The organism is Virgibacillus profundi (assembly GCF_002287375.1).
GTDB lineage: Bacteria > Bacillota > Bacilli > Bacillales > Amphibacillaceae > Virgibacillus_K > Virgibacillus_K profundi.
In genome coordinates, this window is record NZ_NPOA01000005.1 from 163,237 (window position 1) to 178,902 (window position 15,666).

General features: G+C 35.8%; 19 protein-coding genes. All 19 read left to right on the forward strand.

What is annotated here, in order from left to right; translation table 11 throughout:
- Positions 1-5: 5 nt before the first annotated feature.
- The 19 genes from CIL05_RS09005 to CIL05_RS09095 all read left to right on the forward strand — a co-directional run bounded on the left by CIL05_RS09005 (position 6) and on the right by CIL05_RS09095 (position 15,666).
- Positions 6-599 (forward strand): MotE family protein, encoded by a 594-nt coding sequence (locus CIL05_RS09005; protein WP_095655199.1) that lies wholly within the window; start codon positions 6-8, stop codon positions 597-599.
- Positions 600-635: 36 nt separating this feature from the next.
- A complete protein-coding gene (locus tag CIL05_RS09010) occupies positions 636-2,003 on the forward strand; it encodes a flagellar hook-length control protein FliK (RefSeq protein ID WP_095655200.1) in 1,368 nt (455 codons plus the stop codon).
- A 9-nt stretch (positions 2,004-2,012) separates the two neighbouring features.
- Complete coding sequence (gene flgD, locus CIL05_RS09015; RefSeq protein WP_095655201.1) at positions 2,013-2,498, forward strand: flagellar hook assembly protein FlgD; 486 nt, start codon at positions 2,013-2,015, stop codon at positions 2,496-2,498.
- A 1-nt stretch (position 2,499) separates the two neighbouring features.
- Entirely contained in the window at positions 2,500-2,874 is a 375-nt protein-coding gene (locus CIL05_RS09020; RefSeq protein ID WP_095655202.1) for a TIGR02530 family flagellar biosynthesis protein, read from the forward strand.
- A gap of 83 nt (positions 2,875-2,957) precedes the next feature.
- Positions 2,958-3,785 (forward strand): flagellar basal body rod protein FlgG, encoded by an 828-nt coding sequence (flgG, locus tag CIL05_RS09025; protein ID WP_095655203.1) that lies wholly within the window; start codon positions 2,958-2,960, stop codon positions 3,783-3,785.
- Between the two features lie 53 nt (positions 3,786-3,838).
- Positions 3,839-4,057: a flagellar FlbD family protein gene (locus tag CIL05_RS09030; protein ID WP_095655204.1), complete on the forward strand. Its 219-nt coding sequence runs from the start codon at positions 3,839-3,841 to the stop codon at positions 4,055-4,057.
- On the forward strand, positions 4,050-4,469 hold the full coding sequence (gene fliL / locus CIL05_RS09035) for a flagellar basal body-associated protein FliL (protein WP_095655205.1): 420 nt from the start codon (positions 4,050-4,052) through the stop codon (positions 4,467-4,469). The genes CIL05_RS09030 and fliL overlap by 8 nt, the downstream gene beginning before the upstream one ends.
- 36 nt (positions 4,470-4,505) lie before the next feature.
- Positions 4,506-5,504 carry a flagellar motor switch protein FliM gene (gene fliM, locus CIL05_RS09040; RefSeq protein ID WP_206207762.1) on the forward strand — a complete coding sequence of 333 codons (999 nt, stop codon included), beginning with the start codon at positions 4,506-4,508 and terminating at the stop codon, positions 5,502-5,504.
- Positions 5,494-6,621, forward strand: coding sequence for a flagellar motor switch phosphatase FliY (gene fliY / locus CIL05_RS09045; protein ID WP_095655206.1), 1,128 nt, complete (start codon positions 5,494-5,496; stop codon positions 6,619-6,621). The genes fliM and fliY overlap by 11 nt, the downstream gene beginning before the upstream one ends.
- 23 nt (positions 6,622-6,644) lie before the next feature.
- On the forward strand, positions 6,645-7,007 hold the full coding sequence (gene cheY, locus CIL05_RS09050; protein ID WP_095655207.1) for a chemotaxis protein CheY: 363 nt from the start codon (positions 6,645-6,647) through the stop codon (positions 7,005-7,007).
- 13 nt (positions 7,008-7,020) lie between these two features.
- Positions 7,021-7,680, forward strand: coding sequence for a flagellar biosynthetic protein FliO (locus CIL05_RS09055; protein WP_095655208.1), 660 nt, complete (start codon positions 7,021-7,023; stop codon positions 7,678-7,680).
- A complete protein-coding gene (gene fliP, locus CIL05_RS09060) occupies positions 7,673-8,338 on the forward strand; it encodes a flagellar type III secretion system pore protein FliP (RefSeq protein ID WP_095655209.1) in 666 nt (221 codons plus the stop codon). Before CIL05_RS09055 ends, fliP begins: the two co-directional genes overlap by 8 nt.
- 39 nt (positions 8,339-8,377) lie before the next feature.
- Complete coding sequence (gene fliQ, locus CIL05_RS09065) at positions 8,378-8,647, forward strand: flagellar biosynthesis protein FliQ (RefSeq protein ID WP_095655210.1); 270 nt, start codon at positions 8,378-8,380, stop codon at positions 8,645-8,647.
- 3 nt (positions 8,648-8,650) lie between these two features.
- Positions 8,651-9,430, forward strand: a complete 780-nt coding sequence (gene fliR / locus CIL05_RS09070; RefSeq protein ID WP_095655211.1) for a flagellar biosynthetic protein FliR — start codon at positions 8,651-8,653, stop codon at positions 9,428-9,430.
- A gap of 1 nt (position 9,431) precedes the next feature.
- Positions 9,432-10,511: a flagellar biosynthesis protein FlhB gene (gene flhB, locus CIL05_RS09075; protein ID WP_095655212.1), complete on the forward strand. Its 1,080-nt coding sequence runs from the start codon at positions 9,432-9,434 to the stop codon at positions 10,509-10,511.
- Positions 10,512-10,591: 80 nt separating this feature from the next.
- Positions 10,592-12,625 (forward strand): flagellar biosynthesis protein FlhA, encoded by a 2,034-nt coding sequence (flhA, locus tag CIL05_RS09080; protein WP_095655213.1) that lies wholly within the window; start codon positions 10,592-10,594, stop codon positions 12,623-12,625.
- The gene (gene flhF, locus CIL05_RS09085; protein WP_095655214.1) at positions 12,622-13,749 is read left to right on the forward strand and encodes a flagellar biosynthesis GTPase FlhF; all 1,128 of its coding nucleotides are present in this window, start codon (positions 12,622-12,624) and stop codon (positions 13,747-13,749) included. Before flhA ends, flhF begins: the two co-directional genes overlap by 4 nt.
- Positions 13,742-14,605 carry a MinD/ParA family protein gene (locus CIL05_RS09090; protein ID WP_240510150.1) on the forward strand — a complete coding sequence of 288 codons (864 nt, stop codon included), beginning with the start codon at positions 13,742-13,744 and terminating at the stop codon, positions 14,603-14,605. Before flhF ends, CIL05_RS09090 begins: the two co-directional genes overlap by 8 nt.
- Positions 14,606-14,610: 5 nt before the next feature.
- Complete coding sequence (locus CIL05_RS09095) at positions 14,611-15,666, forward strand: protein-glutamate methylesterase/protein-glutamine glutaminase (protein ID WP_095655215.1); 1,056 nt, start codon at positions 14,611-14,613, stop codon at positions 15,664-15,666.

The window sequence follows — 15,666 nt, forward strand, 5'->3', positions numbered from 1 at the left end:
AGCTAATGGCCAGGCAAAAAATAGCAGAAAAGAAAAAAATGAATCCAATTCTTTGGTTTCTCTTTGCAATAATTATTCCAATCTTAGTCACATTAACCTTAACGATTATTATATTATCTGTTGCAGGTGTTAATGTAATTGATTGGGCAAAGGACAAAGGAAATAATATTCCGGTTATCTCGTCTTTAATCACAACACCGGAGGAAGAAAATATAGATCGGGAAACAGAAAAGACTCAAGCGACATTGGAAAATAAGGATGCAGAGATTCAGGCATTAAGTCAGGAAAACAGTGATTTAAAAGCAACGATAGAACATCTGGAGCAGGAAATAGTCAAGCTGGAAAATAATATGACTAGCGCAAGCTCCGAGGCTGATAATGAAGAGCAACAAGCAAACAGCACAGTTAAAACAGTATCAGGTTCTTTTAAGGATATGGATAATGAACAGGCTGCATTAATTATTCAGAATTTGGATAACGATATAGCAGTTTCCATCTTAAAAGAAGTTTCAAATAAAGTCCGTGGTGAGATTCTGGAAGCAATGGATGCTGAAAATGCAGCCGATTTAACCCAGTTGTTTATTAATAGTGGTGAATGATCAGAGGTAACCACTTGAAAGGGGGTGAGAGAGAAAATGAACGCAATCGGAATGCTATTCCAATCCGTACAATCACCGAAAACACTGCACGGCGATTCAAAAGGGAAAACCACAGGTGAAAACACGGTTTTATTTCAGTCATTGTTAGGTGATGTGCAAACTAAGGGAGAGAAAGCAACTGGTAATAGGTTACAAGTAAATGATCATGGCATGAAAAATACGGATAACTTATTAACAGATTTACGAGAGTTTTTGAGTTCCATGGTTAATGGATCAGATGAACTGGAAAGCTACTTAAATAAATTAACAGATGAAGCAAATCCTGAATCGAATGTGGCAAATATTGATAATATGCTAGCAGAATTACAATCTTTAAAGAATATGACAACAGGATCTGAAGAATTAGAAAAAATGCTAAGGAATTATTTATTAACAGAAACTAAAACTAATAGTACTATTGATAATTTTGTTTCAAAGCAAGTAATCCCTTCACTTGGTCAAGGATATGTTGATGAAGCGAATATGACTCAGATACAAAAACAATTTACTGATATTTTTGCCAAGGTTGAAGCAATTTTAACTCAAATGAGTAACCAAAAAGATATCACAAAAGCAGCACCGAAGATTTTAGAGTTATTACAGCAATGGACAGCATTGGAAAAAAGAATGGCTGGAAGTCATGTATTAGATGCTGTAAATGGATCATTAAAAAATGAAGCTTCAAAAGAGCAAACTGTTTGGAACAATTTGCTGCAAGCTTTTCAAAAGAGGAATCAATTGGCTCAGAAGCAGCAATACAATAGTGATGCTAAAGTGACAAATGTGGATGTAGCTAAATGGATATCAAAAGCTCTGGATAATCACGGTCAAATCGATAGAGTGATTGGTCATCAAACCATTACAACATCGACACAGCCAATATCTAGGTTAGAACAGTATGTTATTCATCTGAATCAAACACAAAGCTCACATACTAACAATCAGCAGGTCATCGAACAATTTGAGAAGATAATGAAATCTAGCAGATTCTTAAGTATGCCAAATGGGACAAATCAATTAAATATAACATTACGTCCGGATAACCTGGGTGAAATGATGGTTCGCTTTACACAGATAAATGGAGAAATGGCTGTAAAAATTATGGTTACATCCCAAGCTGCCAAAGAAATGCTCGAATCAAATATGCATCAATTACGAAATATGTTTTCACCACATCAGGTAGTGGTTGAAAAGCAGGAAGCAACAGTACAACAAGGTCAGGATGTGCAGAAGGGAAAAAGTGACGAGCAATTAGCGGATCATGAGCAAAATCAATCTGAGCACTCAGATAAAGATGATAAGCAACAATCAGGGAATAATTTTGAAACGAAATTTCAGGATTTATTAATGAATGAGAAAGTGTAGGTGAGTAGAATGACAACAATAGATCCATCGTTATATTTAAGTAACCAAAGTACTACAAGAACTCCAAGTAATAATCTTGGTAAGGATGAATTTTTAAAAATATTAATGACGCAACTGCAAAACCAGGATCCATTAAGTCCAATGGATGATAAAGCGTTTATTTCGCAAATGGCTACATTCTCGCAATTGGAACAAACGATGAATATGGCAGAATCAATCGATACACTTGTACAAAGTCAATTAATGTCACCGGTAATTCAATATAGCCATATGATTGGTAAAGAGATTTCCTACCAGGCTTATGATCAGGAAACAGGAGAAAAACTGGATGTGGAATCAAGTAGTGTTGTTGCTGTCAGTCAAAAAGAAGGCTGGGCTATATTAGAACTGGAGAACGGTGAGCAAATATATGCTGATGCAATTTTGAAAATTGGTACACCAAATTCTGGCGGAGAAAACGGGGAAGCTGAGGTATCGGTAAAAGGAAGTGAATAATATGGATCATCGCATTCATCAAGTACCACAGCAGCAAGCTTTGCAATTTCCAACTGTACAAAAGCCGAAATCGAATCAAACGAATACAAATTTTAAAGATATTTTAGCAGATCAGCAATCTTTAAAAGTTAGTAAACATGCTACAGAGCGTTTGAATGAAAGAAATATTCATATTAATGAGCAGCAATGGCAGACAATTGGAGAAAAAATGAAGGAAGCAAAGCAAAAAGGCATAACCGATTCATTAGTTGTTATGAATCATGCTGCATTACTTGTAAGTGCAAAAAATAATACGGTTGTGACTGCAATGGATCGTGAAGAAGCAACAAGCAGAATTTTTACAAATATTAATGGAACAATTTTAATAAACGACTAGGCTGGACCCTTTTGGGAGGCCAATAAAGCTGTTGACTGATGGATACAGCAATTAATATTTAACCAAAAAAGGGGATAAATAAAATGTTACGTTCAATGTATGCAGGGATTTCAGGTATGAAAAATTTTCAGACAAAGCTGGATGTAATTGGTAATAATATTGCCAATGTGAATACAGCAGGCTTTAAAAAAGGAAGAGTTACCTTTCAGGATATGATGAGTCAAACAACTGCAGGTGCACAAGGGCCAACAGCAACACGCGGCGGGGTTAATCCAATGCAGGTTGGTTTGGGATCACAGATGGGGACAATTGATAATATTCATACACAAGGATTTCGTCAAACGACAAATAATCCGCTTGACCTTCAACTTGAAGGGGATGGGATGTTTGTCTTACAAGATGCAGATGATTCAACGTATTATACACGGGCAGGTAATTTTTATTTAGATGATAATGATAATATTGTTAATCCGGATGGATATTATCTAAGAGGATTTACTGCAGATGACAATGGAGAAATAACAACTGGGATAGGTAATTTGAGTATACCAGAAACTGCAAAAAGCTTCAGCATACAAACAGATGGTACTGTTAATTATGTAAATGAAGACAATGAAACAATAGTAGCAGGACAAATCCTATTAGCTAGTTTTTCCAACCCATCAGGTCTTGAAAAAGCTGGAAGTAACCTGTTTATAAATTCACCCAATGCTGGTTTAGCTGAGAATTTAGTTACCCCAGAAACTGAAGGTACTGCATCCATCGTCAGTGGTGCACTCGAAATGTCCAACGTTGACCTAGCTGAAGAGTTCACTGAAATGATCACAGCACAGCGTGGATTCCAGGCGAATACTAGAATTATCACAACGTCTGATGAGATTCTGCAAGAGCTTGTTAACTTAAAACGATAATAAATAGGGAGGTAGGGGGTGCCTAATTAGATTTGGGTGCTCCCGCCAACATTATGATTCAACTAACACGTTTAAATGGAGACCCCTTTAATTTGAATGCCATCATGATTGAACAGATTCAATCATTACCGGATACAACCATTACATTAACAAATGGAAAGAAACTGATTGTTAAAGATGCTGAGATTGAAGTTGTCCATAAGATTACAGCATACTATCAGGAAATTGGAATTCAAAAAGCAATTAATAAGGCAGGTGAGACTGGTGAATAGATTGGTAAAAACAATGGTTACGTCTTTAGCAATTCTATTAATAGGGGGCTCAATTGCACTGGTTGTTATATGGGGTGTAAATGGTGAAGAAAATAAGGGACAAGCTGTATCTATTGATGAGATCATAGAGCATTCCTACCAATCTCCGGAGGTTACGACAGATCTGAAAGATGGAAGCTTTGTCCGGATACAATTTCAAATTTTGACAGATGGAAAAGATGCAAAAGAAGAAATAAGCAAACGTGATTTTCAACTAAAAAATATCTTAATAAAAGAATTGGCAAAATTAACAGAAGAAGATTTTAAAACCGGCCTGTCCAACCTGGAAGATGTTGTACAGACCAAGTTAAATGAAGTTATGACAGATGGTAGGATAACAGATGTCTATACGATAAATAAAATACTTCAATAATGAATAAGGAATGCTCCAATTTGGAGGTGAGTGTTTTTGGTGGATGAAGTCCTTTCGCAAAATGAGATTGATGCTCTATTATCTGCGATCACTTCAGGTGAAATGGATGCAGATGAATTAAAAAAAGAAGAAAATGAACCAAAAGTACGTGTATATGATTTTAAAAGGGCACTTCGTTTTTCCAAAGATCAAATTCGAAGTATAGCTAGAATTCATGAAAATTACGCACGCTTGTTAACGACATTTTTTTCTGCACAATTAAGAACATATGTTAATATTTCGGTTGCTTCTGTAGATCAGCTGCCATATGAGGAATTCGTTAGATCTGTTCCTAAAATGACTGTGCTGAATGTGTATAGTGTTGCCCCACTTGATGGAAGATTGATATTGGAAGTAAATCCCAATATCGCATATGCCCTGCTGGACCGGATTCTTGGAGGAAAAGGAAATAGTGTTAATAAAGTGGACAGCTTGACAGAAATTGAAACATTACTGATGTCACAGCTTTTTGAAAAAGCGATAGGTAATCTGCAGGAAGCATGGTCTTCTATCGTCGAAATAGATCCTATTCTAGAAGACTTTGAAGTAAATCCGCAATTTTTACAATTGGTGTCACCAAATGAAACAGTTGTTGTGGTTTCGTTAAATACAGCAATAGGGGAAACGAGTGGGATGATTAACATTTGTATTCCACATATTGTGCTGGAACCAATTATATCAAAGTTATCTGTTCATTATTGGATGCAGACGGCTACTAAAAATAGGGACATTAATGCATATGAAAAAATTTCCAAAAGTATTCAACATGCTGAAATTGAAGCAAAAACAATTCTGGGTGAAGCGAGCATTAATATACAGGAATTTTTAAATTTAGACAAAAATGATGTGATAACATTAAACCAACCAATAGATCATCCACTTACATTGGCAGTTAATAATGAACCTAAATTTTATGTACAGCCTGGCACGTATAAAAATAAGATGTCAGTGCAAGTATTGGAAGAAATTAAAGGGGTGAACGTAAATAATGAATGATGGTATGCTTTCTCAGGATGAAATTGATGCACTTTTAAATATTAGTTCTGATGATGAAGAAAATGATGATAGTTTACATACAAATGAACCTGCGTATTTATTGGACATTGAAGAGGATACGCTGGGAGAGATTGGCAACATTTCATTCGGCAGTTCTGCAACAACATTATCCATGCTGTTAAATCAAAAGGTGGAAATCACTACACCAGAAGTTTCTGTTATACAAAAGAATGAGCTGGATAAAGAATTTACTTTTGAACCTGTGAGTATTCAAGTGAATTATATCGATGGTTTTACCGGGAATAATTTATTGGTGATTAAGCAGGAGGATGCTGCTGTTATTTCAGATATTATGCTTGGTGGTGACGGTACAGCTCCTGAGGAAGAATTAAATGACATACATCTTAGTGCAGTACAGGAAGCGATGAACCAGATGATGGGTGCTGCAGCAACAAGTATGTCTACTGTTTTTAATAAAAAGGTGGATATTTCACCACCGACTATTAAAACTGAAGATGATGGTACCATTTTTGAAGAAGATGCTTATGTAAAGGTTTCTTTTCAATTAAAGGTAGGAAGTTTAATAGATTCAAATATTATGCAGTTAATACCGATTAACTTTGCAAAACAGCTTGTTAGCCAATTGCTTAATGATGATGAGCCTGCTGAACGTGAAATGGCACCAGCTGTGGAGGAAATTGAAAAACCAGTCAAACAGATGGCTGAACCTGAAGTTCAAACAGAAGTGAAGCAGGAAACACCACAATATTTAGGTAAGAATATCGATCAAAATAATTCAACGATCCAGCAAGCAGCCTTTTCAACCTTTAATCAAGTGGAATTAAACAAAGCAGAACAACGGAATCTTGACCTGTTATTGGATATACCATTGAAGGTTACAGTAGAACTTGGGAGAACCAAGCGTACCATTAAGGATATTCTTGATTTATCCGCTGGTTCCATCATTGAATTGGATAAATTAGCGGGTGAGCCTGTGGATATTTTAGTAAATGAAAAACTGATTGCCAAAGGAGAAGTTGTTGTAATTGATGAAAACTTTGGAGTAAGGGTAACAGATATAATCAGTCAAACTGATCGTTTAATGAATCTAAAATAATAGTTATACAAGGGGGATTTACAATGGCACAGCGTATTTTAATTGTAGATGATGCAGCATTTATGCGAATGATGATTAAGGATATTTTGACAAAAAACGGATTTGAAGTAGTTGGCGAAGCACAGGATGGAGCAGATGCAGTCGAGAAGTTTAAAGAGTTATCACCAGATCTAGTAACGATGGATATTACCATGCCGGAAATGGATGGAATTACATCATTAAAGAATATTAAACAAATAGATTCCAATGCAAAAATAATTATGTGCTCGGCCATGGGACAGCAAGCAATGGTAATTGATGCCATTCAGGCAGGGGCAAAAGATTTTATCGTGAAGCCCTTTCAGGCAGACAGAGTAATTGAGGCGATTCAAAAGGCTTTAAGTTAAGAAACGAGTGAGTATGTTGATTAAAAGATTTTTAAGTATCTGTATCATTGGCCTTTTTCTTATCACATTTACTATTCAGGTTGAGGCAGAAAGTGTAGATGATTGGTTGAAAGATGAAGACCATGAAGATAAGGATAATGGGACAACACCTAATGAGCCTGAATCCAGTGAAAATGACACGCAAGCAAATGTCGGAAGTAATGGATCATTATTATTTGATTTAATAAAAATGTTTTTTGCTTTATTGCTTATTCTTGCACTTATTTATTTACTATTAAAGTTTTTGGGTAAACGCAATAAATTATTTCAGCAGATAAAAGCTTTGGAGAATCTGGGTGGCGTGTCTGTCGGTCAGAATAAATCCATTCAAATTATTCGTTTGGGAAATAGCTTTTATTTAATAGGTGTTGGCGAAAATGTCGAAATGCTACAGGAGATTACAGATGAAGAAGTAATAAAGGATTTACTGGATCGTGATGGAGATACAGACACTTATAATGCGGGTGCGCTCGTAACATCTTTATTCCAGCGTAAGGCCAATGGGGAAAATAATAGCAATGATCAATCGAAAAAGGATTTTAAAAATCTATTTTCTAGTGAACTGGATAAACTTAAAGCAAACAGAACCAAACTAATCAATCAACAGAAACAGAAGGAAGATAAGTATGAATGAATTTATAGATATGTTTTCCAGTTCAGATCCTTCAAATATTTCGACATCGGTTAAATTACTGCTGTTATTAACTGTTTTATCGTTAGCACCAAGTATCTTAATTTTAATGACCAGCTTTACCAGAATTATAATAGTTCTATCATTTGTAAGAACTTCGCTGGCGACACAACAAATGCCGCCTAACCAGGTATTGGTGGGGATCGCTTTGTTTCTCACATTCTTTATTATGGCACCGGTATTTGGAGAGGTTTATGATGGGGCATTACAACCTCTTTTTGATGAGGAAATCACGCTGGATGAAGCTTATGAAGAAGCAAGTATCCCAATGAAAGAGTTTATGGCAAAACATACGAGGCAAAAGGACCTGGCATTATTTATGAATTATGCTGAACTGGAACAACCAGAGAGTTTACAGGATATTCCGCTAACCACACTTGTTCCTGCTTTTGCAATCAGTGAATTAAAAACAGCATTCCAGATGGGTTTTATGATTTTTGTTCCATTTCTAATCATTGATATGGCTGTAGCCAGTGTTTTAATGTCAATGGGAATGATGATGCTGCCACCTGTAATGATATCCCTGCCATTTAAAATATTATTATTCGTGTTAGTTGATGGCTGGTATTTGATTACACATTCATTGTTGGACGGCTTTTAATGCTGATTGAAGAGATAAAGGAGAAGGAGGTTATGTTGCTTGAGTAGTGAATTTGTTTTGTCATTAGCAGAAAAAGGAATTTACACGGTTTTGCTTGTATCTGGACCGTTGCTTATTCTAGCACTGGCTGTCGGACTGCTTGTAAGTATATTTCAGGCAACAACACAAATACAGGAACAAACCCTTGCCTTTATTCCCAAAATAGTAGCCGTTTTAGTGGGCCTTATTTTCTTTGGCCCATGGATGCTTACAAAAATGATCGAGTTCACCACTGACTTGTTTCAAAATTTAAATCAGTTTGTAGGTTAGATTATGCTGGAAGTAATTAATTTGAATAGTATCCCTGTGTTTTTACTCATTTTTGTCCGGGTAGCTGCTTTTTTCGTTACACTCCCTTTATTTTCATATCGGACAATACCAACACCATTTAAAATAGGATTTAGTTTCTTTTTAGCTTTTATTATGTTTTATACAGTTGATGCAACAACTATTTTAATTGATGAAATGTACATTTTTCTACTTGTAAAAGAAGCGCTTGTTGGTTTATTAATTGGTTTAATAGCCTATATTATTTTATCAGCTGTACAGATTGCGGGAGGATTTATTGATTTTCAAATGGGTTTTGCCATTGCAAACGTAATGGATCCTCAAACAGGTGCACAAAGTCCTTTAACCGGACAGTATTTTTATATTATTGCATTGTTATTTCTATTATCGGTTAATGGTCATCATTTGTTAATAGATGGAATTTTTAATAGTTATAATTTTATACCAATCGATGCATTTATACCTTTTACAGATGGATCCATTGCTGATTTTATTATCGATGCATTTAATAAAATGTTTCTCATTGCATTTCAAATGGCTATCCCAATTGTCGGCTGTCTGTTTTTGGTAGATGTAGCTTTAGGAATAATAGCCAGAGCTGTTCCACAGTTGAATGTATTTGTTGTAGGTCTGCCCTTGAAAATTTTGGTAAGTTTTATTGTGATTTTATTATTCCTCAGTTTGTATATTGTTCTGATTAAAAGTTTATTTGAAACAATGTTTGATACGATGAGGGGATTAATGCAACTATTCGGAGGTGCTTAACTTGCAATTAAAGATGGATCTACAATTTTTTGCAGGTGAAAAAACTGAGAAAGCAACTCCGAAGAAAAGACAGGATGAACGTAAAAAAGGGAAGGTTGCCAAAAGCCAGGATATTAATACTGCTTTTCTTCTATTATTTGTATTTATTATATTAATAGTTTTTGGCAGTTCAATGAAAAATACGATGACAACATTATATGAACAAACCTTTACAGAATTTATTCACTGGGATGTGACTGAAAATAGTGTTCATCAAATTTTTTCCGGGGCAGCAGTTGAAGTTGCAATAATGCTTGCACCAATTATGATAATTGCTATTATTGCCGGACTTGCTTCCAACTTTATGCAAATTGGATTTTTGTTCACAACAGAACCATTAAAACTTGATTTGAAAAAAATCGATCCAATTCAAGGGGCAAAACGCATATTTTCAATAAGAGCTATTGTTGAATTACTAAAGTCATTCTTAAAAATTGTTTTTATCGGTGTTATTACATTTATGGTTATCTGGATTTACAAAGATGAAATGATGATGCTTGCCTTTAAAAATGCTGAAAATGCATTGGCTTTTTTTGGAAGAGTTACTGTCATCATGGGGATATCAGCAACCATTGCTTTACTATTTTTATCTGTTTTTGATTATGCCTACCAGCGCTATGATTTTGAAAAGAATATGAAAATGTCGAAACAGGATGTTAAGGATGAATATAAAAATATTGAGGGTGATCCCTTAATTAAATCCAAAATTAAAGAAAGACAAAGGCAGATGGCAACAAGACGTATGATGAGTGAGGTGCCAACAGCAGATGTTGTTATTACAAACCCTACACATTATGCAATTGCCATTAAATACGATGAAGAAAAGGCTGCAGCTCCTTATGTCATTGCAAAAGGGGCAGATCAAATAGCTTTAAAAATAAAAGAAATTGCTAAGGCAAATGGTGTGATAACAGTTGAAGACAGACAACTTGCAAGAGCACTACATAGCGCAATTGATATTGATGACATTATACCGGAGGAATTTTACCAGGCTGTTGCTGAAATATTGGCATATGTTTACAGATTAGAGAAAAAAGTTTAAAGAGCGTGTTCAAAATGGAGGATGAATAGTAGACTCTTTACTCTTTGAACATCCACTTAAAGCAATGAGGAGAGACATCAATGAAAGCACGTGATCTATCCGTACTTTTAGCAGTTATTTTAATTATTATTATGTTGGTTATCCCTTTACCCGGATGGCTATTAAGTGTACTCATTTTGATTAATATAACGCTTGCATTAATCGTTATTTTAGTATCAATGAATACACAGGAGGCACTGCAATTTTCCGTTTTTCCTACGCTTATATTACTTTTAACTTTATTTCGCCTTGCACTTAATGTCTCCACAACCCGCTCGATATTATCTGAAGCAGATGCCGGTGGAGTAGTAGACACGTTTGGTACATTTGTCATCGGTGGTAATCCATTGGTAGGTTTTGTCGTATTCATCATCCTGGTTATTATTAATTTCCTTGTTATTACGAAAGGTTCGGAGCGTGTTTCAGAAGTGGCAGCACGGTTTTCACTTGATGCCATGCCAGGGAAGCAAATGAGTATTGATGCTGATTTAAATGCTGGCTTAATTTCAGAAACACAAGCAAGGGAAAGGCGCGAAAAAGTAGAAAGAGAAGCAGACTTCCATGGTTCAATGGATGGTGCGAGTAAGTTTGTAAAAGGGGATGCAATTGCTGGAATAATCATTGTTTTAATCAATATTATTTTTGGTCTTATTATTGGTATGGTTCAACTGGATATGTCTTTTCAGGAATCGATCAATGTCTTTATGCGACTTACCGTAGGGGATGGTCTAGTCAGCCAAATTCCTGCATTATTAATCTCAACAGCAACAGGGATTGTTGTAACAAGAGCTACCAGTGAAGGTAACCTTGGAACGGAAGTAACAGGACAGCTATTACAATATCCTAAATTAATTTTTATTGCTGCAGGTACTATTTTTCTGCTTGGTTTAACACCAATTAACTTTTTCTTAACAACCATAATTGCAGGACTTCTTGCCCTTAGTGGCTATCTACTGCAAAGGCAGTCGAGTGAACCAGATATCCCTGATATAGAGGAAGAGGATCAAACAGAGAGCTCTCAGATGAAGTCACCGGAAAATGTAGTAAATCTATTAAATATGGATCCAGTAGAATTTGAATTTGGCTATGCACTAATACCTTTGGCTGATACAAACCAGGGTGGCGATCTATTGGATCGAATTATAATGATACGGCGCCAGTTAGCGATTGAATTAGGTATCGTAATCCCTGTTGTGCGTATCCGTGACAATATTCAATTGAATCCAAATGAATATCGATTAAAGATAAAGGGAAATGAAGTGGCTGCTGGAGAATTGTTACTCGATCATTATTTGGCAATGGCACCGGATATTGATGACGATCAAATTGAGGGAATCGATACAAAGGAACCGGCATTTGGTCTGCCGGCAAAATGGATTAATGAAGAGAGTAAGGATGAGGCCGAATTATCAGGTTATACAGTAGTAGACCCTCCTTCCGTTGTTTCTACACATATTACGGAAGTGATCAAGCAATATGCCCATACATTGCTTGGCAGAGAAGAAACCAAACAACTAATTGATCATTTAAAAGAAAATTATCCAATTCTCGTTGAAGAGGTCACACCTGAACCCTTGGCCATTGGTGACATTCAAAAAGTACTTGCTAAACTGCTAAAAGAGAATATTTCGATCCGTAATTTACCAATTATTTTTGAAACACTTGCTGATTTTGCAAAAATGACGAATGATACGGAATTACTCGCAGAATACGCGAGGCAGGCATTGTCATCACAAATCACCAAACAATTTGTACATGATGACATGGCTTTGAAAGTGATCACTGTATCAGGCAAGGTGGAAAAAATGATTGCCGAAAATATTCAGCAAACAGAGCATGGTAATTATTTATCACTTGATCCGGAATCACAGCAGAATATTATTAAAATAATGCATGAAGAAGTTGAAAAACTGACATTACAGGAAGAAACAGCTGTAGTATTATGTTCCCCGGCTATACGAATGTATTTAAAACAATTAGTGGAGCGATTCTTACCACAGGTGGCTGTATTATCCTATAATGAATTAGAACCTACTGTAAATGTCCAAAGTGTTGGGGTGGTGAATATAGCATGAAGGTAAAGAAATATGTGGCACCAACAATGCCAGAAGTAATGAATCAAATAAGAAAAGAGCTCGGTTCAGATGCTGTTATCCTGAATTCCAAAGAGGTTGTACAGGGAGGATTTTTTGGTTTTTTTAAAAAGAAGCAAATAGAGGTAGTTGCAGCACTGGATCCACAGCCAGTAGACATTAAATCAAATAAACTCAAAGGAACGGCAAAAGAACATTTCTCTACCCGGAAAAATGCCGATAATGATAATTCGAATACGGAAGTGCTAAATGAAATTAAACACTTAAAGAAAATTATCGAACTTCAAACCATACAGGAGAAAAACAATTACACAGCTGATTTTAAAATAGTCCATCAGCATTTGATAGATCAGGAGATTCAGAAAAAGCTGGCAGATCAGGTCATAAATACAGTAGTGGAAAAACATGCTGAAAGTGAAATTAAACCAAGTTACGATCAAATTATGTCTGATGTTAAAATGGAATTGGAAAATGACTTAAGTGAATTATCCTTCGAGGGGATAACGTATGAAAAGAAAATTATTCATTTTATTGGGCCAACAGGTGTAGGGAAAACAACGACTCTGGCAAAAATTGCCGCAAACTGCATGTTAAAAGATCATAAAAAAGTAGCTTTTATTACAATGGATACTTACAGGATAGCGGCAATAGAACAATTGAAAACATATGCCAGGATTCTGGATATTCCAATAGAAGTTGCTTATACGATGGAAGATTATCAAAACGCTATAAATAAATTAGAATCATATGACTTGGTGCTTGTTGACACTGCAGGACGGAATTTCCGTGACGAGAAATATGTGAATCAATTAAAAGATAATATGGATATTAACTTAGATGTGGATACATACCTGGTCCTGGCACTCACTGCAAAACCAAAGGATCTTAGTGAGATTTACGATCAATTTTATCATTTGCCTATTAAAGGTGTCATATTTACAAAAATTGATGAAACGAAGCAATATGGAAGCATGCTGAACATTGCTGTTAACAAACAAATTGGAATTGCTTACTTGACTAATGGGCAGGATGTGCCTGATGACATGCTGCGGGTTACACCGGCTGTAATTAGTGGGTATATAATAGGAGCGAATGCTGATGCGTGATCAGGCTGCAGTTTTACGCAGACAATTGCAGATATCGAAAGAGCCAAAGCAGGCGAAAACCCTTTCATTTATAAGTGGAAAGGGAGGCGTTGGAAAGTCTAATATTGCCTTGAATTTTTCACTCGAACTAATTAATAATCATAAAAAAGTACTATTATTCGATTTAGATGTCGGTATGGGAAATATTGATATTTTATTAGGCTTAAATGCTCAGAAAACAATTATCGATATGTTTAATGAACAGTTATCTGTTCATGAGATCATAGAACATGGGCCAAATAATCTAGCCTACATAGCAGGTGGTTCAGGAGCCGGAAGTTTATTTAATCTGAATCAGGTGAAAATGGATTATTTTTTAGATCAGTATAATGAATTAATACAGATGTATGATTACATCATTTTTGATATGGGAGCAGGAGCTACAAAGGATAGTTTATTTTTCATCCTTGCTTCCGATGAATGTATTGTAATTACAACACCGGAACCCACATCGATCACAGATGCATATGGAATGATAAAACATGTTATAAACAATCAGCCTGAAATGCCGATATATGTAGTAATGAACCGCTCTAACACGCAAAAAGAAGGACTGAAATCGCTTGAAAGATTTAAAAATGTTATTCAAAAGTTTTTACATATTAATATTCATATGATGGGGATACTCCCTGAAGATAAGACGGTAACCAGTGCTGTCAGGCGGCAAATTCCTTTTCTTTTGTTAAATGAAAAATCAGCTGCATCAAAAGCAGTAAAACAAATTAGCTTGTTTTATCTGACAAAATCACAAGATATAAATCATATAGAAGCGACTTCTTTTGTACAGAAGTTAAAACAATATATCATGGCGAGGTAATGTAAATGTGTCCTATTCGTGTAATCGTAATTGATGATTCAGCATTTATGAGAAAAGTAATCCAGGACATCTTGGACAGTGATCATCGGATACAAGTTATTGGAACTGCAAGAAATGGCGAGGATGGTCTCAGAAAGGTTAGAAAGCTGAAGCCTGATGTAGTTACTTTAGATATTCATATGCCGGTGATGGATGGAATTACTGCATTAAAGGAAATTATGAAGAACAATCCATTGCCTGTTGTTATGCTATCAAGTATTTCCGAAGAAGGAAAAGAAAAAACAGTTCAGGCAATTTCCAATGGAGCTGTTGATTTTATCACAAAACCATCTGGGCCGATCTCTTTGGATATTACTACAATTAAACAGGAGATCATATCTAAAGTGTTAACAGCTGCTGAAGTTAAAATGAATACATCATATCAAGCAGAAGACATACATACATCTCGGACTGCCTCTAGAAGGTCTCACGTTAAAACAGTTGTTGCAATTGGAACATCAACAGGTGGACCAAGGGCATTACAGGCTGTACTAACAGCATTGCCTGCAGACTTTAATGCACCAATTCTGATTGTACAGCATATGCCGGCCGGATTTACTAAATCTCTTGCCGTGAGACTTAATTTAATAGCTCCTATTCGTGTAAAAGAAGCGGAACACGGAGAAACATTAAAGGATAACACTGCTTATATAGCGCCAGGTAACTACCATATGTTAGCAAAAAGTGATGGGAATTCAATTGTAATTGAGCTGAATAAAGATTCTCCTTTATATGGACACAGACCAGCGGTGGATTTAGTATTTAAATCTGTAGGTGATTTGAAAAACAGAAATAAAATTGCTGTTATTTTAACCGGTATGGGCAGTGACGGCTCAGAGGGGATCAAGTATTTGAGAAAGACTGATCCAAATACGGTTGTCATTGCTGAGACTGAAGAAACATCAATTGTATACGGGATGCCTAAAGCTGCTGTTAAGACAAAATGTGTAAATTACGTGGTTCCATTAAATCAAGTTAGTGAAACAATATCAAATCTGGTGAATCATACAAGGGGGAACTAG

Excerpts from the sequence above, each read along its gene's own strand:
- CIL05_RS09005 (WP_095655199.1), top strand. The coding sequence starts at position 6 with ATGGCCAGGCAAAAAATAGCAGAAAAGAAAAAAATGAATCCAATTCTT.
- CIL05_RS09010 (WP_095655200.1), top strand. The coding sequence starts at position 636 with ATGAACGCAATCGGAATGCTATTCCAATCCGTACAATCACCGAAAACA.
- flgD (WP_095655201.1), top strand. The coding sequence starts at position 2,013 with ATGACAACAATAGATCCATCGTTATATTTAAGTAACCAAAGTACTACA.
- CIL05_RS09020 (WP_095655202.1), top strand. The coding sequence starts at position 2,500 with ATGGATCATCGCATTCATCAAGTACCACAGCAGCAAGCTTTGCAATTT.
- flgG (WP_095655203.1), top strand. The coding sequence starts at position 2,958 with ATGTTACGTTCAATGTATGCAGGGATTTCAGGTATGAAAAATTTTCAG.
- CIL05_RS09030 (WP_095655204.1), top strand. The coding sequence starts at position 3,839 with ATGATTCAACTAACACGTTTAAATGGAGACCCCTTTAATTTGAATGCC.
- cheY (WP_095655207.1), top strand. The coding sequence starts at position 6,645 with ATGGCACAGCGTATTTTAATTGTAGATGATGCAGCATTTATGCGAATG.
- CIL05_RS09055 (WP_095655208.1), top strand. The coding sequence starts at position 7,021 with ATGTTGATTAAAAGATTTTTAAGTATCTGTATCATTGGCCTTTTTCTT.
- fliP (WP_095655209.1), top strand. The coding sequence starts at position 7,673 with ATGAATGAATTTATAGATATGTTTTCCAGTTCAGATCCTTCAAATATT.
- fliR (WP_095655211.1), top strand. The coding sequence starts at position 8,651 with ATGCTGGAAGTAATTAATTTGAATAGTATCCCTGTGTTTTTACTCATT.
- flhA (WP_095655213.1), top strand. The coding sequence starts at position 10,592 with ATGAAAGCACGTGATCTATCCGTACTTTTAGCAGTTATTTTAATTATT.
- flhF (WP_095655214.1), top strand. The coding sequence starts at position 12,622 with ATGAAGGTAAAGAAATATGTGGCACCAACAATGCCAGAAGTAATGAAT.
- CIL05_RS09090 (WP_240510150.1), top strand. The coding sequence starts at position 13,742 with ATGCGTGATCAGGCTGCAGTTTTACGCAGACAATTGCAGATATCGAAA.
- CIL05_RS09095 (WP_095655215.1), top strand. The coding sequence starts at position 14,611 with ATGTGTCCTATTCGTGTAATCGTAATTGATGATTCAGCATTTATGAGA.